This window comes from Bradyrhizobium sp. 41S5, from assembly GCF_011516665.3.
Lineage (GTDB): Bacteria > Pseudomonadota > Alphaproteobacteria > Rhizobiales > Xanthobacteraceae > Bradyrhizobium > Bradyrhizobium quebecense.
In genome coordinates this window covers 3923690-3942160 of record NZ_CP083721.1, presented here as the reverse complement: position 1 = coordinate 3942160, position 18471 = coordinate 3923690, and the positions used below count along the sequence as shown (strand labels likewise).

Here is an 18471-nt window from a genome sequence, read left to right as displayed (position 1 = left end):
CCGGTCCGTGCATCGATCGCTCCCCTTGGGCTCCTATCTCCCAGCTTCGCCAAGGCTGCCAAACTCGACGATCAGGCCACTATTGCGAAACGGCTGTGCGCGGGTGCCCTGTGATTCATGGTGGATAACTGCTTTTTGCTAACTTCCGGCCCTCGGAACCCATTGTATTTCCAATAAGCGATTGTCCCAGGTGATTCGCACCACCAGAACGATACAGGTGAAATTTGTCCAATGAGCTTAGTTCGGAGTGGCTTTCCGTTATCGGAAAAGCGCTCGCATTCTTGTGTGTCCAGGAAGTTTCGCGAAGCGACCCAAAACGGGTGCCCGACCTTGTTGCGAAAGTGAAATTTCTCGAAGGCATTGGCTTGCCGACCAAGGAAGCCGCCGCCCTGATGGGCACGACTGCCAACTCTGTGAAGACCAACTTGCGTCAACGGGAGAAGAAAGGGGACAGCCGTGGCAAGAAAGGCAAGAACTGAAATTCTGGACCCAATGGAGAAGCTAGCTCGCGTAGTTGCGATTGCGGCGACTGTGGGCATGGACAAGGAAGAAGCTGCCCGACGCTTATTGGGCGCGGGATTCGACGCCCCTACCATCGGCCGATTGCTTGACGTGAATTCGAACTTCGCCAACGTCGCGAAAAGTCGGAGGAAGTGAAATGGCGAAGATCAACCCTCAACTATTGGCCAAGCTCATTAAGAAAATGGGGGTTGGCCAGGCGCATGTGTACCGAGTCATCCAACGGCGATCACTCGACTCCCACGTGGATAGTCATGTTGCGTCGCTACTTGTGGCCAGAGATAACGGCATCAACTACCAACCTTTTGCCACGGCAGAAGATCGGGCCGAGATGCGCCTTGCGACAGCATCGGCCTATGTTTCACCCTCCCCTGCATCCACATCCGCCCCGACGGCCCAGCCGCCCGGAAAGAAGCTTGCAAAGACCAAGGTGAAAGCCACGAAAGACAATTCAATGTTCGTGGTTCACGGACGAGACGCGAAGCTAAATCAGGACATTTACGCGTTCTTGGCTTCTATTGGTATCGTCCCGATGGAATGGGATCAGGCCATCAAGGCGGCGAAAGGTGGGGCGAATCCGATCGTTGGAGACGTTATCAGCCAAGCCATGGATCGCGTCCAAGGTGTCATGGTCCTCTTCTCACCTGACGAAGAAGCCAAAGTCCGGTCGAAGTTCGCATCAGCAAGCGATAAAAAAAGAGCCTCCACTTGAAGGGATTTCAACCGCGGCCAAATGTCATCTTCGAGGCCGGCCTTGCTCTTGGCGCTCATTCTGACAAAACGATCTTGGTCCAGGTTGGTACGGTCAGGGACGTTAGCGACATCGCTGGTAAACACATGGTCCACTTATCTAACTCGTTTTCAGATCGGAAACGACTAGCTGACCGGTTAGCATCAAAGCTGAAGTTCAAGATTGATCTTGACGGAACGACTTGGCAGACCATCGGTGACTTCGATCGCGAATAGCAGCCCCTCCGTTGAATCCCACGTTTCACGAGGTGCCTATGGCAGATGATTTCCCGCTCTACAAAACACGCCAAGACTTGGAACAACTTATCGCAGATGGAGCTGCCGAGGGCACGACCCTTGAATTCAAGGACTCACGCGCCCTGGCTCGCGATGAAGGGAAGATTACAGAGCTTTGCGTCAATGTCTCTGCTCTCGCCAATTCAGCCGGCGGCCAGATCATTTATGGCATCAACGAAAACAAAAAGACCAACGGTCCAGTTGTCGTCGATGAAGGGGTTACTGATCGCAATATTACGCGGGAGTGGATAGGTCAAATCCTCAATTCCCGTATCCAACCGCGCTTGGCTCAATATTCGATAGACGCAATCGATCTTCATAATGGCCAACTGGGCTTTGTGATTTCTGTACCGCAATCTTTAACGGGCCCACACCAAGCACCAGACAATAAATACTATAGACGTTTCGCTCTCGAGGTCAGAGCGATGGAGGATTACGAAATCCGCGACGTGATGCGGAGAGCCACGACCCCTCACCTATACGTGACCTTCTCATTCAATCCCGGAGAGCGCGCACATTTAGATTTCGGCGCCGACCAAGAATACTCCCATCCTGTCGCGCTTATGGGAAAGCTTGGCAATAAATCTCCGCAACCAGCCTTCCATGCCCTTATTCGCGTCGGCATTTCGGCGAGTCTTCGGCTGGCCAAGCGATCGGCCCCTTGGGTTCATGCGGGAGCGGATGAAACCACGGACTACGGCAAGATCGACTGGATGTACCAAAGACTTAGCGTTCCACCCGCTTTTCCGGTGTTCAAAGAGCTCGAGCAGCCGTTAGACCAGATAGGCGTTCCGCTATTGTTTCACGAGCGTACACTCGCCCAGTCACACAGGTGGCCGATCATCGTCGAGATACTCAGCCCCGGTTTTGCCTCTACGGAAGTTTGGTTCATTCACCAACACGGATCGCAACTACGCTTGCTTCCGCCAGGTCATCCACTGCTGAGATGAAACATGGGTAGTGTCTCAGTTTAAAATTTCGGGCTGAACCAATCGGTAAAGGCGATTTGTGCCGCTCCCTGAAATTTTCAATTCAAGAGCCAGAAATGCCGCGTAACGGGCTCCGTCATTTTTGTAGGTCCCGTAACCACCGTTCCCGTCAATCTCTTGCAACTCGTGCTGGCGAGCACCACCCGGGCGACGCATTGCCTCAAGTTTGGCACGGTCCTTGGTTCTTTCCGCGGGCAACCGCTTCAACACTCGCATACCGACCTCCCTCCATTGCGAAGCTTATCGCGAAGCATTAGCCCGTTATATGGCTGGGCGCAAAAGGAGGCGCCAATGGCGAGTAAGAATGACGGTCTCGGCATGGGCCCAGAGTTTTGGGCAAAACATTCTCGGCGTGTTACGTTTCCGCCTTCGCTCAATGAGCTACGGCGGACAAGTCGCTCACCCGCCCTGCTCGCCGACGATCAAAACGGTACCGTCTACCGCGAGGAGTTGGCACGCCTTTCAAGAAGCAACGTGCGGTCGGTGATGTCCTTCAATTCGAACGCCTGGGAGTCGAGGAACGCGACGGACCCGTTGTCGGGGTCCGCGGCGAGGCGATGGGTTTCGCTGAGATGATGCTTCAGCCAGGCCCGCTGCTCGGTCTGCAATTGCGCGTGCGCCTCGCCCTTCGACTTGGCGAGAAGCGCTTGATAGGCGGTGTTGAGCCTGGTGTCCCACTTGCCGATTTCGGCCTTGCCGCAATCGAGCATCTTCGTTGACACCCCCGCGGCCTTGTCCATGCACGCATCATATTCGGTGCCTTGCTGCGCGCGGGCCGACAAAGTCCCGAGCACGAGCATGGCTGCAACAATGACAAGCGTTCGCGAAAGCATCACCACGTCCAGATCACCCTGCCTAGCGTCTTTCGCCAACCATCGCCGCACAAAAGCGTCCGAAATGAGATCAAGGAAATGATGCAGCGGCTATCTGGCGGGGCTGCTCAGCAAGCATAAGGCGGATGAGCCAAGGGGTCGCGCGAACGCACGCCCGATGACAGGCTCCGCGACATCCGGGAGCGGCGCGCAGGTCGCAAGGTCAGGTCAATCCCGCAGATCACCTCGCTCATGCGGGCGACTTGCCAAGGCTATTTCGGTGCGGTCAATCTATCGACTTCCTGTTGGAGTTTCTGAAGGTCATAACCCGCGCCTTGCAGCATCGTGCTGTTGAAACGGACCAGCGCGGCGGTTGCAACGGCCTCCTTGATTTGAGCATCGGTCGCGCCAGCGGCCTTCGCCAATTTGGTGTGACCGTAAACGCAATAGACGCACGGAATTTGTGCTGCCACACCGAGCGCAATGAGTTGCTTGGTTTTCGCGTCCAAGGCTCCCTTGGGATTCATCACAGCCAGCTGTTCGTCCCAATGCGGCTTCAGGACCTGCTCAGGAAGTGTCTGCTTCAGATATTCAGGAGCCTCCTGAGCGCTGACGCCTGGTTCCGTTGCCAAGGCCAACAACAGCGCTAAACCGGCACTCGCTAGTAAGGTTCTCATGACTGATCTCCCTCAAGTATAATTTGCGCCGAGCAATCAAAGTCGCCGCATTGGCTGTGGCTCAGAACCACGCCAGCGGTTTGCAACGAGCCTGATTAGAGCAGGGAAATGCGACCGGCGAAACGGGATTCAGCGCTGCGTTTGCACAGCAGCAATCCTGAGCCGCTCATTCGTCTTTGCAGTCGGCCAGCTATTTCTGGTCTACCCTCAACTCCGGACATGTCGCTGCATTGGGCCAACTGACGCGATGGGCCAATAGCTGACTCAGATGCCGACCGGTTCTCCGCTACGAGCAGCAGTCGTGTTCCGATTACCAGATAGTGTCGCGGGAATATTACCCCTCGGCTACGAATACGTACCTGCTGCCATCCTTGGCCAGCGTGCCGACGTTCGGCATCAACCAGTGAGTACCCGAAATGGTGAGCTTGTCGGCGACCGCGCGATCGAAGATCTTCCTTCGCGTTTCGACAGCCATCTGCGGATCCTGGTCGATAGCGAGCTGCCACTCGGGATTTGTTGAAATGTGTGGCGCAAGATTGACCACGTCAGCGCTGATAAGGAACTGTTCGCCGCCGGAGGTGACCAGATGCGCGACCATTCCCGGGCTATGGCCGGGCGCCTGAACGGCGTGCACACCGGGCAGGAGTTCTGGTTCTCCCTCAAAGGTCCTGACGTTTTTCCAAGTCGCCACCGTGGCCTGAATTCGCTGGGCGAGGCCTTTACGCGTCGGTCCGAGATCGATCGACTCGACCCCCGGCTGCGTCCACCATTTCAATTCCGCGGCGGGCACCACGATGTCGGCATCCGGGAAGACCTGCGCATCGCTCTCATTGTTCATGAGGCCATAAATGTGGTCGCCGTGGAGATGGGAGATGAGGATCGTCTTGACTGCCTTGGGGTCAAGGCCCGCCGCCGCCATGCTCTCGAATAACCGGCCGTTCCCCTCACCATAGATCGGATGACCGCCCGTACCCGAGTCTATCAGGACCACTTGATCGCGGAGCTTGAGCGCCATGACGATAAACCGCAGGGGCGCCTGATTGTCGGGAAAACCGGCACCACGCAACACGGTCTTGACCTGTTCGACGCTGACATTCCTGACCATGCCCTCCCGCAGCGGAACGTCACGCATGCCATCGATCAGAGAGAAGATTTCAATGTCGCCGACCTTGTATTTGCGGAAAGGTTGAGTGACGGACTGTTGAGCGTGAGCCGCGTCGACAAACGTGATCGGCTTGCCGAGTCCAAACGCGGCATAAGCACCGGCTGTGCCAAGTGTCACGTCTCGACGCGAGATATCGGACATCGTTCGGGACGCCCCGCTGACTGAATGCATCGAGCATATCAATGGGGATGTGCACCGCACAAGGTCGGCTTTGGGTCAAAATTCGACCGGGGCGGCGCGCCTTGCCCAGGTCGGCTCACCTTCCGAAAGCGGACGTTGCAGCCTTCAAAGCTGGCGCAGAGCGGATGAGCCCACCAGGTCCGCGCGTAGCGCGGCCCGATGACAGGCTCCGGCGTAGTCCGCCGCTTCGCTGGCAGCAGTCGCGGCGGGTTGCGCTTCCGCCTTCGCTCAATGAGCTACCGCGGACACGTCGCCAACCCGCCCTGCTGCCTCCGCGGACATCAGGCCGCTTTCGCGGTCTTGTCTTCTGCCGGCGCGGTTTCCATCGCGCGCATGTAGAGATCGAGCAAGGATTCACGCTCGTCGCGCTCGTCCTGGTCCTGCTTGCGCAGCTTGATGATCTCCTTGAGGATCTTCACGTCGAATCCGTCGCCCTTCGCCTCCGAGAAGACTTCCTTCTTCTGCTCGCTGAGTTCCTGGATTTCAGTGTCCAGGTTCTCGATCCGCTCGACGAAGGAACGAATTTTTCCGCCGGGAATGGTGATGTCAGACATGGTGCCTCCTGCTGAATGAGGTCGTGAAAATGCGAGCAAAGAGATGACCAATGTCTTAACCGTGCGACGCCGCGGCGCCTCGATCGCGGAGGTATTTTTGTGACGACGGCGATCACGCGACAACGCCGCGCGCGCATGATCGCACGCGCAACAGATCACTCAGGCATCGCCCGCCACCCGCAACGTGATCCGCGTCAATTCGGACGGGCGGCCGAGCCGCAAGGCAAAACCCGGCCATAGCGCGGTGCCGTTGTTGACGTAGAGCGTCATCCCGTCGACGTCGTAGCGGCCCGAGACGAAGCCGGCATTGGCGCGCGCGGCGAGGCGATCGATCCCCAGGATCATTCCGCCATGCGTGTGTCCGGAGAGTTGCAGGGCGACGCCGAGCGCGGCGGCGTTGCGGGCGTCGCTCGGCTGGTGGTCGAGCAGGACGACGGGCGCACCCTTGGGGGCGCCGTCGAGCACCGCGGCAAGGTCGCGGATGGAATGCCCTCGGTGCCGCGACGCGCGGTCGGTAATCCCCGCGATCACCAGGCGGCCGGCGCCGCGTTCGAGCACGATGTGCCCGTTTTCGAGCGAGCGCAGGCCCAGCGCTTCGTAGTGCGCCATCCACCCGTCATAGCCGAAGATATATTCGTGATTGCCCGAGATCACGTAGACGCCGTCGGCGGCCACAAGATCCTGCAACGGCGCGATGTCGTTGCGCCGCGCATCGATGGTGCCGTCGATCAGATCGCCCGTGATCGCGATCAGGTCCACGCCGAGCTTGTTCGATCGCGCGACGACCTCGCGCGCCCACGGCGCAGGAAACAGCCGGCTGATGTGCAGGTCGGTCAGTTGCAGGATGGCGTAGCCATCGAACTGTTGCGGCAGCCCGCGGATGGCGACTTCGACATCCCTGAGCGGCGGAATGCGCATGGCCTGATGGACGCCGATCGCGGCGGCTGCGGCCGCGAGCGCAGCAAGTGCGTAGCGGACGCCGTCAGGCGCGCCGACGAAGCCGCCGTGGATCAGGACTGCGACCAATAGCCCAGCATCGAGCGCCAGCTGCAGCAGCACCAGCAGCACGATCGCACCGAACGCCCAGTTGAAGAGGACGACCACCGGACGCGGAAACTCCGGCGAGAATTCCGATCCCGACGACCACCTGTTCCAGCGGTGAAACTGCAAGGCGACCAGCACCAGCAACGCTGCGACGATCTTTGCCGGAAGCGGCCAGTCGAGCGGCCAGATGAAGCGGGCCAGGATCAAGAGACTGGTCAGGCCGAAGATGAGTTGGGGAATGGGTCTCGCTCCGGATCGGATCGGTTAAGGCTGTGCAGAGCGAACGTAGGGTGGATCGGACGCGGGCGTAAGCCGCCGATCAGCACATTTTCGGCATGTGCGCGGCGCCAAGACGCCCTGCGCGCAAGCCGCCCCTGTGGTATGGCGCAAACGCCGGAAGCGCCCGATCAGTCTTCGATATCGGCAATGCGCCTGAGCACGATCACGATGGCGAGGACCAAGCCAAACACGCCGCCGGCAACTCCGGCCAGACCAGAACCGAAGGCACCGCTGACATCCCGGTCGGACAGAACGAACGCAACCACTTCAGCGACAAAGCCCATCCCCAGCGTCAGTGCGATGATGATTGCGACGGATTTGGAAAATTCGATCGCAAATCGAACTGCCATATCTTCCAACGCGTCGAGCGCGCGGGTCATGCGACTGTTCGAGCGAAGGGCGGCCGGGCGAAGCGCGCGCCGATGCGTTCCGATTGAGGCGCTGGCGGATGCATTGCCGACCAATCGGTTCGCACGGGGATTCTCGCCGGGATCATCGAGGGCTCTGATGTCCAGTTTGAGTTCTCGCCGCACAATCAGCGTGACAAACAGCGCAAGACATAAAAGTACGGCCAGGCCAGCGTAGATACTGAAGCTTCCCGCCAACACGATCAGAAAACCGCCGGCCCACCCAAACGCCTCGGCACAAACGTAAGCCACCGCCCACGTGACGGCATCGGCGAAGGACCGTTTTGCTTTAGGGACGAAATCCGCGAGCCTCATCGGTTTGCCTTTTCGACGCTGCTCGACCCGCACGATCAGCCACTCAATTCACCAAGATGTGGACCGCCGGCCGTCGGGTGCAATGCTTTCGCACGTCGCGCGACTGAGATCACAGAGGCGGCTGCAACGAGCGGCCTCTGCCTATGACTCAATTGCGGCCACGCCCATAGCCAAAGCCTTGTCACGAGAAAGAACTTGAACATTGCTCATTCTTCTGGCTATTATTGAACATTGTTCATTTTGTTGGAGCCGACGATGCAGACGACCTTCCGGTTGGACGGATCGACCGGGCCCGACCGGCCCGCGAAACCGTGGATGAAAGTCACCCCGGCGATCATCACGATCGGCATCATTGCGGCATTCGCAGTTCACGGACGCATTGCGCAGCCGGCCCACTACAACGATTTCGCCGACCACTCGGCCGTCTTCGGCCTCCCCCACGCAGGCGACGTGCTGTCCAACATCGGCTTCGCCCTGGTCGCGATCTCTGGCTGGTTGGCGCTGCGGCCCCACCGCGACAGCGACCGGCTCCGCGCCGGATGGCCGGGCTATCGCCTGTTCCTGATCGGGCTGTTGCTGACCGCGTTCGGCTCCGCGTTCTTTCACCTTGCTCCCGGCAACGACCGGCTGACCTGGGACATGCTGCCGATCGCGCTGGCCGGCGCCGGCCTTCTCATCGGCGTCCGCGGCGACACGCAACCGGAAGCGAAGACGAACATCGAGGCGATCGCTCTCGCGCTTTACGCCGCCGCCAGCGTCGCATGGTGGGTCACGACCGACAGGCACGGCGCGGGCGACCTGCGACCGTATGTTGCTGCAGGTGCTGCCACTCGTCCTCATCCCGCTCTGGCAGGCGATCTATCGCGCGCCGCGCGCTGAGCGCATCGCCTTTGCCACCGCGATGGCGCTGTACGTCGTGGCCAAGATCACTGAGGTGCTCGACCATCAGATCGCAAACACGCTTCAGTTCGTCAGCGGCCACACCCTGAAGCATCTGATCGCGACCGCGGCCACCGCCGCAATTGGCTGGGGCGTGACGCGACGCTTCGCCGGCGGTGACCGGCGAACGGCGGGCGCCCGCACTATTTCGGAATAATGGAAATGTATCGCTGATTTGCCCGACGCGTCAAGTCGCTTTTCCGGGTGCCGGCGGCAACCTGCTCCTTTGCATGGGGTTGTTTTCGATATTTTGGGACTCCTGGCCTTGCTTCGTCGGTATCGATACCTCGGTCGCATCCGGCAGATTGACCGGCACGCGGACAGTATCCATATGCATCTGCATGAACCGGCTGCCCGCGCCGTTTCGCATCCACCTGGACACAGCCAAATACCATCGGCTCCCCGTCCCCAGCATTCCGGAGTCGCCGTGGCCGCCCTCTCCATCCTCGACCTCGTCCGCGTCACCGAAGAGACCGACGCGCGCGGCGCGCTTTACAATGCGCGCGATGTCGCTCGCCATGCCGAGGCGCTCGGCTATCGCCGCATCTGGGTGGCGGAGCATCACAACATGGCAGGCATTGCGAGCGCCGCGACGTCGGTCGTGATCGGGCACATCGCGGCGGGCACCAAGACCATCCGGGTCGGCGCCGGCGGCATCATGCTGCCGAACCACGCGCCCTACGTGATTGCGGAGCAGTTCGGCACATTGGCGCGGCTGTTTCCTGACCGGATCGACCTCGGCCTCGGCCGCGCACCGGGCACCGATCAGCTCACCTTGCGCGCATTGCGCCGCACGCCGGAATCCGCCGAGAACTTTCCGCAGGACGTGCTCGAGGTGCAGGCCTTCCTCGCCGCCGCCGGCCCCAACCAGCGCATCCAGGCGGTGCCGGCCGCCGGCACCGACGTGCCGCTGTGGATTCTCGGATCGAGCAATTTCGGCGCGATGCTGGCCGGCGAGCTCGGCCTGCCCTACGCCTTCGCCTCGCACTTTGCCCCCGAGCTCCTGATCCAGGCGCTGCAGATCTATCGCGCGCGGTTCAAGCCGTCGGAGCAGCTCCAGCATCCCTACACCATGGTCGGCGTCAACATCATCGCCGCCGACACCGACGCGGAAGCGCGGCGGCTTGCCACCACGCAGCAGATGTCGTTCACCAACATCTTCCGCGGCGCGCGCGGCCTGAGCCAGCCGCCGATCGACGACATCGAGACCTACTGGTCGCCATCCGAGAAAGTCCAGGCGATGCGGATGCTCGCCCGCTCCATCATCGGCTCGCCCGAGACGGTGCGTGCCGGGATCGATGCGCTGGTCGCCGAGACCGGCGCCGACGAATTGATGATCGTGTCCGACGTCTACGATCACCAGAAGCGGCTGCGATCGTTCGAGCTGATCGCCGAGGCCGGCGGAATCAAGCCGCAAACCCGGCAGTAGGATCCTGCAGAATCACTTCGGCATGCCGGCTGAGGCGGCGATGATCCGGTAATGGGCCATCTGGCCCGCTGCCCATGTCTCGAACTCGCGCACCAGTTCGTCCGAGACGGCAACCGAGCCGCCTCTATGCGCCACCGTGAACCATCCGCGCCGCTCCGCCTCGGTCAGGAGATTGCCGATATGCTGGCGGGAGACCTGAAACCGCTCGGCCAGCACGGAATATGTCAGGGACAGCGCCGGTGGCGCGTGCGGCGAGAGCGCGGCGTAATGCGCGCCCATCACGGCGGCCAGCAGCGGATATCCGCAATCGTGCTCGGTGAAATGGACGATAGTGGCAAAGGGGGCGAACAGGATGTCGTTCGCCTGGAATCGTTCGACGGACAGACGGATCCAGTCGGCGAGCCGATCGTCGTCGCCGCTGACGTCGGCGGCGATCTGCGTTGCCGGCGGAAGGATGCGTTCGGCCGCATCGAGGAACGCCAACGGCGAGCGCGCGATCTCCCGCAACAGCGCGGAGGATGGCCGCAAGCAGATGGCGCGCCGGTCGCTAGCATGCCGTTCGGCGACGACATAGCCGCCGTGCCGGAGCGCATTGACGAACCCGGCGATTTGCCGGGCGCTGGCCGGCGCCGTCCGTTGCAGGGCAGTCAGCGTGGGTGGCTCACCGCCGACGCGGCGCCAGCGCGCGTAATTTCCGATCAGGGTGAAGCAGACGATGTAGCGCAGCTTCTGGGCGAACACCTTGTTCACAGGCCAGGGCACGGCCGGCGGCCGCGTCATCGCTTCGCAATACTGCGCCAGCGCGGCGCGAAATCCCCGCATTTGAATCAATTGTCTTGCAAGCGTCCACGTGTCGGTCGCGGCATATGCGCGGACCGACGGGTAGAGAATGTCGTCTCCGCGATCGTGTGGTGCGCTTGCCATGCGAATCCCTGCAAAGTTTGGACTTTGCAGCCGCCTCGCTCCCGGAGCAATAATCGAGCGCTCGATATTCCAGAATGCGCGGCGAACCGGGTCGATGCACATCCGGTCCGGCGAGGGCGATGTCCCGCAGCATCTTCAGGCGCGCAAGCTCACAAGGGGGCTCATCATGTGTGACGATTGTTTCCATATGCCTCGGCTGTCCCGTCGCAGCCTGCTGTGGGGCGGCGCGGCGTTCGCGGGCGCTGCGGCCCTGTCGCTGCGGGACGTTTCGGCGCAATCGGCCGCGCCGCAGAACGCGATCTCGCCGGACGAGGCGCTGAAGCGGTTGATGGACGGCAACGCCCGCTATGCCGCGAACACCTCTGCCAACAAGGACTATTCGGCCGGGCGCGCCGCGCGCATCACCGCCCAATATCCCTTCGCCGCCATCCTGAGCTGCTCCGATTCGCGCGTTGCCCCCGAACTCGCTTTCGACCAGGCGCCGGGCGACCTGTTCGTCGTGCGCGTCGCCGGAAACCTCGTCAACGACGATGGCCTTGCCAGCCTCGAATACACGGTGAAGTTCCTGAACACACCGCTGGTCATGGTGCTAGGCCATACCAACTGCGGCGCGGTCGACGCGGCCATCAAGGTGCTCAAGGACAAGGTCACGCTGCCGGGCCATCTGCCGCAGTTGATTCGCGAGATCAAGCCGGCGGTCGAAGCCGCCAAGAAGAACAAGCCGGATGACCTGCTGGCGGCGGCGATCACGGAGAATATCCGCCGTGGCGTTCGCCGGCTCGAAACGGCAAGGCCGATCCTGTCCAACTTCGTGCAATCAGGAAAATTGAAGGTGGTCGGGGCGACCTATGATCTGGCAACCGGCAAGATCTCGCCGGTTTGACACCGCGCAGCCGGCGTCAGCGGACGAGCGCAGCGACAAGCCAAGCTGCCCTGCCAGGGCGGACCTCCGCGTCTGCCTCCGCCAGGCTTCCGGTTGCCTTTTTTCGCTTGCTTTGCCGGGACATGACCCTACGGTGCCCTCGCCACAAGGGGATGAGACCGGCGATGGACGCCTCAACGAACTGCCCGAAATGCAATTCCGAGCACGCCTATCAGGATGGCGCTCTCTGGGTCTGCCCGGAATGCGCCCATGAATGGAGCGGCGAGGCGATCGCAGTAGCCTCGCAGGAGGCAAGCGTGCGTGATGCGCACGGCAATCCGCTGGCGGACGGCGACAGCGTCATCGTGATCAAGGATCTCAAGGTCAAGGGCTCGTCATCGGTCGTCAAGGGTGGCACCAAGGTCCGGAACATCCGCCTCACCGAGGGGAGCGATGGACACAACATCGCCTGCAAGATCGATGGCATCGGCGCGATGAACCTGAAGTCGGAGTTCGTGAAGAAGGCTTAGCAAGCGTCGGGCGGATGCTTCTCCCGCCCTGCGCATTTGCTCACACCCTGCTCAATGCCTGCGCGATGTCGGCGACCAGATCGGACGGATGCTCGATCCCGATCGAGAGCCGGATCGTCGTATCGAGCACCCCGATCTTCTTCCTGATGTCGGCCGGCACGCCCGAATGCGTCATCGTCGCCGGCAGGCTCGCGAGCGACTCGGTGCCGCCGAGGCTCACCGCGAGCTTGAATATCTGCAAGCTGTTGAGGAATTTCTCCGCAGCCGCCTGTCCGCCGACGATGTCGAACGAGAACGTCGAGCCGGCGCCAGAGCTTTGGCTTGCGAACACACGCCCCGCCGGCGACGCCGCGTCGTGATGGCCGAGATAATGCACCTGCGCCACCTTGGGATGGTCGCGCAGATAGTCGGCGACGATGTGCGCATTGCGGTCGGCCTTCTCCATGCGCAGGCTGAGCGTTTCCAGCGATCGGCTGATCATCCAGCAGGAATGCGGATCGAGCTGGGTGCCGATCGCGCCGCGCAGCGCCTTGACATCCTTCATCAGCTTCTTCGAGCCGAGCGCCGCGCCCGCGATCAGGTCGGAATGGCCGCCGACATATTTGGTCAGCGAGTAAAGCGACAGGTCGGCGCCGTGCTCGATCGGGCGCTGAAACACCGGCCCCAGCAGCGTGTTGTCGCAGGCGATGATCGGGGTAAAATCCTGCGCCTTGCCGATCGCGTCGGCGACGCGCCTGACAAGCGCGATATCGACCTGGCCGTTGGTCGGATTGGCCGGCGTCTCGATGAAGATCATCGCAACGCGGCCCTTCTTCATGGCTTCGTCGGCAGCGGCGCGGACGATGGTCTCGTCGAGGCCGTCGGCAAAGCCGACGGCCTGAATCGAGAACCCCGCCAGCGTCCGGCTGAACAGCGTCTCCGTGCCGCCATAGAGCGGTTGCGAATGCAGGATGACGTCGCCGGGCCGCGCGAAAGCCAGCACCGTGGTCGAGATCGCCGACATGCCGGAGGAGAACAGCGCACAGCTCTCGGTGCGCTCGTAGATCGCAAGCCGGTCCTCGACGATCTCGCTGTTCGGATGATTGAAACGCGAATAGACCAGTCCCGCCCCCATGCCTTCCGGAGGCTCGCGCCGGCCCGAGACGAAGTCGAAAAAGTCCTTGCCGTCCTCGGCAGTCCGGAACACGAAGGTCGAGGTCAAAAATACCGGCGGCTTGACGGCGCCCTCCGACAGCTGCGGATCGTAGCCGTAGTTGAGCATCTGGGTTTCCGGATGCAGCAGGTGGTTGCCGATGTGGGTTCTGGACGGAAACGGTTTGACCACGGCCAGTCTCCTTGTCTCGAGGGATCGCCGCAGCGGCTGATCCATAAGAATCTGCCGCAAGCATACTCCACCTTTGTGCCGTTCTGCCAAAACACTGCATCGAGCACTCTGGATAACGAACGGCCGGCGTGCGCCCTGCGCCGCCGGCCGTCCGAAAACCGTAGCTTGCATCGCGCGTGCGTGATGTCACTTGGCGGGCGATTCCAGGACCGATCGCCGGCGCCGGCTGCTCACGCTGCGGTGAATACGGCTACCAGCTGCGATCCACATTGCGCACCTCGCCGGTCCGCGCATCGACATCGACCTGCATCCAGCGGCCGAGCCGGTCGCGGCCCTCGACTTCCCACTCGTCGCCGAGGAACTGGGTGTTGGACACCGTCACGACGCCGAGATTGGTCGCGACGTCGAGGGCTGCCTCCATCGAGATCTGGCTGCCGGAATCATAGGCCATTGCCGGCGTCGCCGCGCCGATCGCCAAGGCCGCGATTGCGGGAATAATCAAGCTTCGCATCAGTCACTCCTCATGGAACGGGATGTCATGCCGCATAAAACGAGCGGCGCACCCAATCAGTTCCGGCAACAGAGGTGACCGAGCAGCGCGAAACTTCGGCAGTTGCGGCAATTTGGTGGCAGTTCCAGTTTCACCGACGCGCACCGAGCGTCTTGCGCGTTGCCCTCTTCCACATCCGGAAGCCACCCTCGAATGCGTTGGCATTGTCGCCGAACCTCACCTTCGGTGGCGGATTGTCGACCTTGTCGGCATTGCCGCCGCCGAGCACGATGTAATCGGGCTCCAGCGCCGCCGACAGCCGCGCGATGACATCGTCGACGCTCTTGCGCCAATTCTTCCGGCCGCGCCGCTCGAGGCCGGCGGCGCCGACGTAATCCTCGAACGTCCCGTCCTTGCGATAGGGCAAATGACCGAGCTCCATCGGCTCGTAAACGCCCTCCACGATCATCGCGGAGCCAAGCCCGGTGCCGAGGCCGAGAAACAGCATCCGGCCGCCCTGATAGCTGCCGATCGCCTGCATCAGCGCATCGTTGACCACCTTCACGGGCCGGCCGAACGCGCTGTGAAAATCAAAACCGGCCCAGCCGCGGCCGAGATTGTGCGGCTCCGCCAGCGGACGGTTGTGAACCACCGGTCCGGGATAGCCGATCGAGATCACGTCATAGGACCAGTCCCTGGTCAGCGCCTTGACCTGCCGCACCATCTCGGTGGCGGACAGCGTTGGACCTGACTCGAACTCGCGCTTGATGCGCTCCTTGTCGGTCATGACCTTCACATGCGTGCCACCAATGTCGATCGCCAGCACCGTCCGGCGCGACGCGAGCCTTTTCGCCTTCTTGGCTGTCTTCCTGCTTGTCTTCTTGCCTGTCTTCTTGGCCATCAATGCGATCTCTCTTGTGCGCACCGAGTGGAGCAGAGAAACGCATCGCGCGCCACAGCTCCGTTCTGCATCCGACTCCAGTTTGTTCACGAGGAACGAATCGGAATCGAGAAAATCGGCGCAGTCCAACCATTAACAAGACGTATGCATCGGACATGTGCGAGCGGCCGATGTTGTACCGAGATGGGATAATTGCTCCCGGCACGGAATATCTCCGCGCATTTCGGCCCATCGCGTTCGATCGTTTCACCGATCAAGCGACGACTCGCATCACAGCCACGTTCCCCATCCGACTCCAGTTTGTTCCCGAGGAACGAATCGGAATTGAAAAATCGGCGCAATGCGATTCTTAACAACAGGTTTGCGCAACTCCAGATGCGCCGCTTTCTTATGCGTGAGAACGTCCAACCATGGACAGGCGCGCACCGCGCTCCGTTCTCCATCCGACTCCATTTTGTTCACAAGGAACGAATCGGAATCGGAAAAATCGGCGCGAGCCGAATCTTAACAATACGTTCGCGAATTCGAGGCCGATCGACTCAAGGGCGGGATTTGCGCAAGCGCGATCCGCCATCTGTCCATCGCACCGTTGCGCAGGGTTACGCGGAGCCTGTCATCGCGCCGCCCTTCGCTAACTAATCCGCCCTACGCGTCGTCGATCCTCATACGCAAGCCCCGGCCGCAGCGCGCGCATCTTCTCCGCAAGCCTGTGACTTGAGGTCTCCTCCGCATGCGCCAGGCGATTGACGAGCGCGACATAGTCCGCATCGCTCTTGTGCTGGTTGAGCTTTGACTGGCCCTCGATCTGGTCGACAACGAGGTCGATCACCCGGATCCCCGCCAGCATCTGTTCGCGCTTGCCGGGCTCCATCTGCGTGAGGTCCCAAGTCTGCTTCGGCAGCCGCGCCTCGGACACCGCGAGCAGCGCGTCGCCGTGGCCACGGTTCTCCCCGTGATCGCGCAGATGCGCAACGCCGGACAAATGCACCGCCTCGTAGAGCCAGGTGGAGACGTTATCGCGCGAGACGTACCAGTCGTTCGAGATGTAGGCGTCGTCGCCGGAGACGATCAGCAGGAAACGCATGACGCCGTCGGCGAGTTCGACCAGCGGATTCCTCGCGGTGAGATGGATCTGCACGATCACGCGATCGTCGCGCCGCGCGATCACGAACGGCACATGAGATGCCTGCGGGCCGCGCGCATCGGCGGCGACGATGGCGCCGAAGCCGCGCGCCGCCGCAAAGGCCAGCGCGTGGTCGTCCTCGATGCGAAATTGGGGACGGAGGATGTGCATGGCGGCGGCGCTCGCGGCTGGAGGGAGACGACCCAGCGAAGCTAGCGCAACTTTTGCCGGAGATCACCGCCATGCACCGTCCGGCTCAGCAGATCATGGCATTGTCGCCGTGATCGCAGACGCCGCCGGGCTGATCCCGGAGCAGCGTTTCGAACTCGCCGGAGCGCGACACGGCCATGCGCGGCGGTCCACCGCCCCAGCGGCCGGCGGCCGCGGCATGTCCCTTCACGAAAGCGGATGGGCCGGCCGGAACTTCGCGCGCCACGGCCGATGTCGTCAGCATGGCTAGGGCGAGCAAGCCGGCCGCGACGTGTTTGATCGTAATCATCGAGCGTCTCCTGCTGGATTCAACAGGATAGGACCATCTCGCCAGCCTGCTGAAGCATTTTCGCTGCTACCATGACGGGCGGCACGACCGGATTATTCCGCGACGACGCAGCGAATTTGCCTGTCCTGCGGCTCGGTCCGACACATTCGATTGATCGAAGCGTGACCGCCGGGACCGGAGGCCCGAGCGGCCGCAACCGAATTTGCCTGCGCGCAAGTCAAATCCGGTTGCGAGAGCTATGACATTTGGTTTTGCTGCATCGGCCACTGGTGGCTGAACCGGGGCAGGACGGTGCCCACCGTCCGCAACCCGCAGCGACAGCGGAGCAAGCAAGTTCGACCGCGACTGACCGTCATCCTGCTATTTCCTATCCTTCCTCAATATCGGTCGCCCCAACGATACTGCCATGCGATACCGACAGCTGTCAGTTCGCTTCCGGTGCGGGTCGTGATGCCCGTACTGGCAGAGAACTTGAGAGAGTTCTGTCGATCGATCGGCAAAGCGACCGTTAAGCCAGCGCGTGTGTTCGCCTGCTCGTTATCGCTTTTGACGCCGTTGAGGGCCGTGCGGCCGCCCGCGAAATAGAGCCCGTCCAACGCCATCCATATGCCGGACTGGAACGTGTAGATGACATGTCCCTGCAAGGAATAGATTGGAGCCTGCGAGAACGTATTGCCGCCGAGGAAGTCGGTGTTGTCGCTGAAGAACGTCACGCTGGGGGCAAGCTCGACTGTCCATGGACCCCATGCCTTCGAGATCCCGAACTCTGGCCGGAATGACCAACGATTGCCGCCGAGGTTGAGCAGCTTGGTGTTGTCATACTGCCCTAGGGGCGCGGAGACCTGCAGGCTTGCCCCGATGATTAGATCCTGCTGATAACCGGCGAATTCCTTCGCCGAGAGCGCGGGTGCTCCAAACAAGTTGACCGAGACGCGAAATCGCGGATCGCCCAAGCCCAACATTTCCCGCTCGCGCGCCTCGCCGTTCACGAGCCCTTGCGCGGCGAATGACGATGTCGGCACGATCACATCCAATTTTGCGGAATGGCCGGCGAGATCGAAGGACCGAACATAGGCCAGCACACCGGTGTCCGAGTGGAATGTAGCATCGGCGATCGCCGCATTGGGATCGAACGCGAGCTTGCCTTGCGAGTAAACGTAGCCCGAGATCAGGAAATTCAACCCGACGGGCGTATTCGAGTACGATCGCGGCTCTGCCTCCTGTGCCTTCGCATTGGAAACCACGGACATCGCGGCGATCATTCCGATTGCCAAGCCGAGAGAGAGCCCATTTGCGACGCGCGCTTCAGGCGCATCGGAGCTTGCATCGACCACGATGGGCGCATCACTGACCGTCAACTGCACCCCAACGCAATGCTGGTTCATCGAAGTATCCTACCAAGCAACCTTGTCGGATCAAGAGATCAACGGTCCATTGGCGAACTTCGTCATCGCTTCAGGTTTCAAGGCGCGAGAAGCAAGCA

The 18471-nt window shown here is 61.4% G+C and carries 23 protein-coding genes; 9 read left to right on the top strand and 14 right to left on the bottom strand.

What is annotated here, in order from left to right:
- Positions 1 to 224 precede the first annotated feature (224 nt).
- The 4 genes from HAP47_RS18805 (at position 225) to HAP47_RS18795 (ending at position 2495) form a co-directional block, all read left to right on the top strand.
- Positions 225 to 479 carry a hypothetical protein gene (locus HAP47_RS18805; protein WP_173643301.1) on the top strand — a complete coding sequence of 85 codons (255 nt, stop codon included), beginning with the start codon at positions 225 to 227 and terminating at the stop codon, positions 477 to 479.
- A gap of 179 nt (positions 480 to 658) precedes the next feature.
- Complete coding sequence (locus tag HAP47_RS41350; RefSeq protein ID WP_256460354.1) at positions 659 to 1231, top strand: TIR domain-containing protein; 573 nt, start codon at positions 659 to 661, stop codon at positions 1229 to 1231.
- On the top strand, positions 1228 to 1485 hold the full coding sequence (locus tag HAP47_RS41345; RefSeq protein ID WP_256460353.1) for a TIR domain-containing protein: 258 nt from the start codon (positions 1228 to 1230) through the stop codon (positions 1483 to 1485). The genes HAP47_RS41350 and HAP47_RS41345 overlap by 4 nt, the downstream gene beginning before the upstream one ends.
- Positions 1486 to 1523: 38 nt before the next feature.
- Positions 1524 to 2495, top strand: a complete 972-nt coding sequence (locus HAP47_RS18795; protein ID WP_173643300.1) for an AlbA family DNA-binding domain-containing protein — start codon at positions 1524 to 1526, stop codon at positions 2493 to 2495.
- A gap of 15 nt (positions 2496 to 2510) precedes the next feature.
- Here HAP47_RS18795 and HAP47_RS18790 read toward each other — a convergent pair whose 3' ends face one another.
- From HAP47_RS18790 to HAP47_RS18760, 7 genes are all read right to left on the bottom strand, one after another.
- Complete coding sequence (locus HAP47_RS18790; RefSeq protein WP_173643299.1) at positions 2511 to 2750, bottom strand: hypothetical protein; 240 nt, start codon at positions 2748 to 2750, stop codon at positions 2511 to 2513.
- A gap of 221 nt (positions 2751 to 2971) precedes the next feature.
- A complete protein-coding gene (locus HAP47_RS18785) occupies positions 2972 to 3367 on the bottom strand; it encodes a lysozyme inhibitor LprI family protein (protein WP_173643298.1) in 396 nt (131 codons plus the stop codon).
- A 251-nt stretch (positions 3368 to 3618) separates the two neighbouring features.
- Complete coding sequence (locus tag HAP47_RS18780) at positions 3619 to 4023, bottom strand: carboxymuconolactone decarboxylase family protein (protein WP_173643297.1); 405 nt, start codon at positions 4021 to 4023, stop codon at positions 3619 to 3621.
- 334 nt (positions 4024 to 4357) lie between these two features.
- Positions 4358 to 5329 (bottom strand): MBL fold metallo-hydrolase, encoded by a 972-nt coding sequence (locus tag HAP47_RS18775; protein WP_173643296.1) that lies wholly within the window; start codon positions 5327 to 5329, stop codon positions 4358 to 4360.
- Positions 5330 to 5649: 320 nt separating this feature from the next.
- Complete coding sequence (locus tag HAP47_RS18770; RefSeq protein WP_021079629.1) at positions 5650 to 5922, bottom strand: DUF2312 domain-containing protein; 273 nt, start codon at positions 5920 to 5922, stop codon at positions 5650 to 5652.
- 159 nt (positions 5923 to 6081) lie between these two features.
- The gene (locus HAP47_RS18765; RefSeq protein WP_173643649.1) at positions 6082 to 7206 is read right to left on the bottom strand and encodes a metallophosphoesterase; all 1125 of its coding nucleotides are present in this window, start codon (positions 7204 to 7206) and stop codon (positions 6082 to 6084) included.
- A 167-nt stretch (positions 7207 to 7373) separates the two neighbouring features.
- Positions 7374 to 8000 (bottom strand): hypothetical protein, encoded by a 627-nt coding sequence (locus tag HAP47_RS18760; protein WP_173643295.1) that lies wholly within the window; start codon positions 7998 to 8000, stop codon positions 7374 to 7376.
- A gap of 222 nt (positions 8001 to 8222) precedes the next feature.
- On the opposite strand from HAP47_RS18760, the gene HAP47_RS18755 reads away from it, so the two are divergent.
- The 3 genes from HAP47_RS18755 (at position 8223) to HAP47_RS18745 (ending at position 10335) form a co-directional block, all read left to right on the top strand.
- A complete protein-coding gene (locus HAP47_RS18755) occupies positions 8223 to 8846 on the top strand; it encodes a hypothetical protein (RefSeq protein ID WP_173643294.1) in 624 nt (207 codons plus the stop codon).
- On the top strand, positions 8776 to 9063 hold the full coding sequence (locus HAP47_RS18750) for a hypothetical protein (protein ID WP_231168929.1): 288 nt from the start codon (positions 8776 to 8778) through the stop codon (positions 9061 to 9063). The genes HAP47_RS18755 and HAP47_RS18750 overlap by 71 nt, the downstream gene beginning before the upstream one ends.
- Positions 9064 to 9333: 270 nt before the next feature.
- On the top strand, positions 9334 to 10335 hold the full coding sequence (locus tag HAP47_RS18745; protein WP_173643292.1) for an LLM class flavin-dependent oxidoreductase: 1002 nt from the start codon (positions 9334 to 9336) through the stop codon (positions 10333 to 10335).
- Between the two features lie 12 nt (positions 10336 to 10347).
- Here the strand turns inward: HAP47_RS18745 and HAP47_RS18740 are convergent, their stop codons facing one another.
- Complete coding sequence (locus HAP47_RS18740; protein WP_173643291.1) at positions 10348 to 11259, bottom strand: MarR family transcriptional regulator; 912 nt, start codon at positions 11257 to 11259, stop codon at positions 10348 to 10350.
- A gap of 166 nt (positions 11260 to 11425) precedes the next feature.
- On the opposite strand from HAP47_RS18740, the gene HAP47_RS18735 reads away from it, so the two are divergent.
- Both HAP47_RS18735 and HAP47_RS18730 read left to right on the top strand, forming a co-directional pair.
- On the top strand, positions 11426 to 12142 hold the full coding sequence (locus tag HAP47_RS18735) for a carbonic anhydrase (RefSeq protein WP_173643290.1): 717 nt from the start codon (positions 11426 to 11428) through the stop codon (positions 12140 to 12142).
- Between the two features lie 164 nt (positions 12143 to 12306).
- Positions 12307 to 12651, top strand: coding sequence for a zinc ribbon domain-containing protein YjdM (locus HAP47_RS18730; RefSeq protein WP_173643289.1), 345 nt, complete (start codon positions 12307 to 12309; stop codon positions 12649 to 12651).
- A 40-nt stretch (positions 12652 to 12691) separates the two neighbouring features.
- Here the strand turns inward: HAP47_RS18730 and HAP47_RS18725 are convergent, their stop codons facing one another.
- From HAP47_RS18725 to HAP47_RS18700, 6 genes are all read right to left on the bottom strand, one after another.
- Complete coding sequence (locus HAP47_RS18725) at positions 12692 to 13975, bottom strand: cystathionine gamma-synthase family protein (RefSeq protein ID WP_173643288.1); 1284 nt, start codon at positions 13973 to 13975, stop codon at positions 12692 to 12694.
- Positions 13976 to 14225: 250 nt separating this feature from the next.
- Complete coding sequence (locus HAP47_RS18720; protein WP_173643287.1) at positions 14226 to 14486, bottom strand: PepSY domain-containing protein; 261 nt, start codon at positions 14484 to 14486, stop codon at positions 14226 to 14228.
- A 130-nt stretch (positions 14487 to 14616) separates the two neighbouring features.
- Positions 14617 to 15366 (bottom strand): ROK family protein, encoded by a 750-nt coding sequence (locus HAP47_RS18715; RefSeq protein ID WP_210285399.1) that lies wholly within the window; start codon positions 15364 to 15366, stop codon positions 14617 to 14619.
- A 631-nt stretch (positions 15367 to 15997) separates the two neighbouring features.
- Positions 15998 to 16660, bottom strand: coding sequence for an FMN-binding negative transcriptional regulator (locus HAP47_RS18710; RefSeq protein WP_173643286.1), 663 nt, complete (start codon positions 16658 to 16660; stop codon positions 15998 to 16000).
- Between the two features lie 85 nt (positions 16661 to 16745).
- Positions 16746 to 16988 carry a hypothetical protein gene (locus HAP47_RS18705; RefSeq protein WP_173643285.1) on the bottom strand — a complete coding sequence of 81 codons (243 nt, stop codon included), beginning with the start codon at positions 16986 to 16988 and terminating at the stop codon, positions 16746 to 16748.
- Positions 16989 to 17365: 377 nt separating this feature from the next.
- Positions 17366 to 18373: a transporter gene (locus tag HAP47_RS18700; RefSeq protein WP_176396309.1), complete on the bottom strand. Its 1008-nt coding sequence runs from the start codon at positions 18371 to 18373 to the stop codon at positions 17366 to 17368.
- Between the last annotated feature and the right edge of the window lie 98 nt (positions 18374 to 18471).

Excerpts from the sequence above, each read along its gene's own strand:
- HAP47_RS41350 (WP_256460354.1), top strand. The coding sequence starts at position 659 with ATGGCGAAGATCAACCCTCAACTATTGGCCAAGCTCATTAAGAAAATG.
- HAP47_RS18795 (WP_173643300.1), top strand. The coding sequence starts at position 1,524 with ATGGCAGATGATTTCCCGCTCTACAAAACACGCCAAGACTTGGAACAA.
- HAP47_RS18790 (WP_173643299.1), bottom strand. The coding sequence starts at position 2,750 with ATGCGAGTGTTGAAGCGGTTGCCCGCGGAAAGAACCAAGGACCGTGCC.
- HAP47_RS18785 (WP_173643298.1), bottom strand. The coding sequence starts at position 3,367 with ATGCTTTCGCGAACGCTTGTCATTGTTGCAGCCATGCTCGTGCTCGGG.
- HAP47_RS18780 (WP_173643297.1), bottom strand. The coding sequence starts at position 4,023 with ATGAGAACCTTACTAGCGAGTGCCGGTTTAGCGCTGTTGTTGGCCTTG.
- HAP47_RS18775 (WP_173643296.1), bottom strand. The coding sequence starts at position 5,329 with ATGTCCGATATCTCGCGTCGAGACGTGACACTTGGCACAGCCGGTGCT.
- HAP47_RS18770 (WP_021079629.1), bottom strand. The coding sequence starts at position 5,922 with ATGTCTGACATCACCATTCCCGGCGGAAAAATTCGTTCCTTCGTCGAG.
- HAP47_RS18755 (WP_173643294.1), top strand. The coding sequence starts at position 8,223 with ATGCAGACGACCTTCCGGTTGGACGGATCGACCGGGCCCGACCGGCCC.
- HAP47_RS18750 (WP_231168929.1), top strand. The coding sequence starts at position 8,776 with ATGTTGCTGCAGGTGCTGCCACTCGTCCTCATCCCGCTCTGGCAGGCG.
- HAP47_RS18740 (WP_173643291.1), bottom strand. The coding sequence starts at position 11,259 with ATGGCAAGCGCACCACACGATCGCGGAGACGACATTCTCTACCCGTCG.
- HAP47_RS18735 (WP_173643290.1), top strand. The coding sequence starts at position 11,426 with ATGTGTGACGATTGTTTCCATATGCCTCGGCTGTCCCGTCGCAGCCTG.
- HAP47_RS18730 (WP_173643289.1), top strand. The coding sequence starts at position 12,307 with ATGGACGCCTCAACGAACTGCCCGAAATGCAATTCCGAGCACGCCTAT.
- HAP47_RS18720 (WP_173643287.1), bottom strand. The coding sequence starts at position 14,486 with ATGCGAAGCTTGATTATTCCCGCAATCGCGGCCTTGGCGATCGGCGCG.
- HAP47_RS18715 (WP_210285399.1), bottom strand. The coding sequence starts at position 15,366 with ATGGCCAAGAAGACAGGCAAGAAGACAAGCAGGAAGACAGCCAAGAAG.
- HAP47_RS18710 (WP_173643286.1), bottom strand. The coding sequence starts at position 16,660 with ATGCACATCCTCCGTCCCCAATTTCGCATCGAGGACGACCACGCGCTG.
- HAP47_RS18705 (WP_173643285.1), bottom strand. The coding sequence starts at position 16,988 with ATGATTACGATCAAACACGTCGCGGCCGGCTTGCTCGCCCTAGCCATG.
- HAP47_RS18700 (WP_176396309.1), bottom strand. The coding sequence starts at position 18,373 with ATGAACCAGCATTGCGTTGGGGTGCAGTTGACGGTCAGTGATGCGCCC.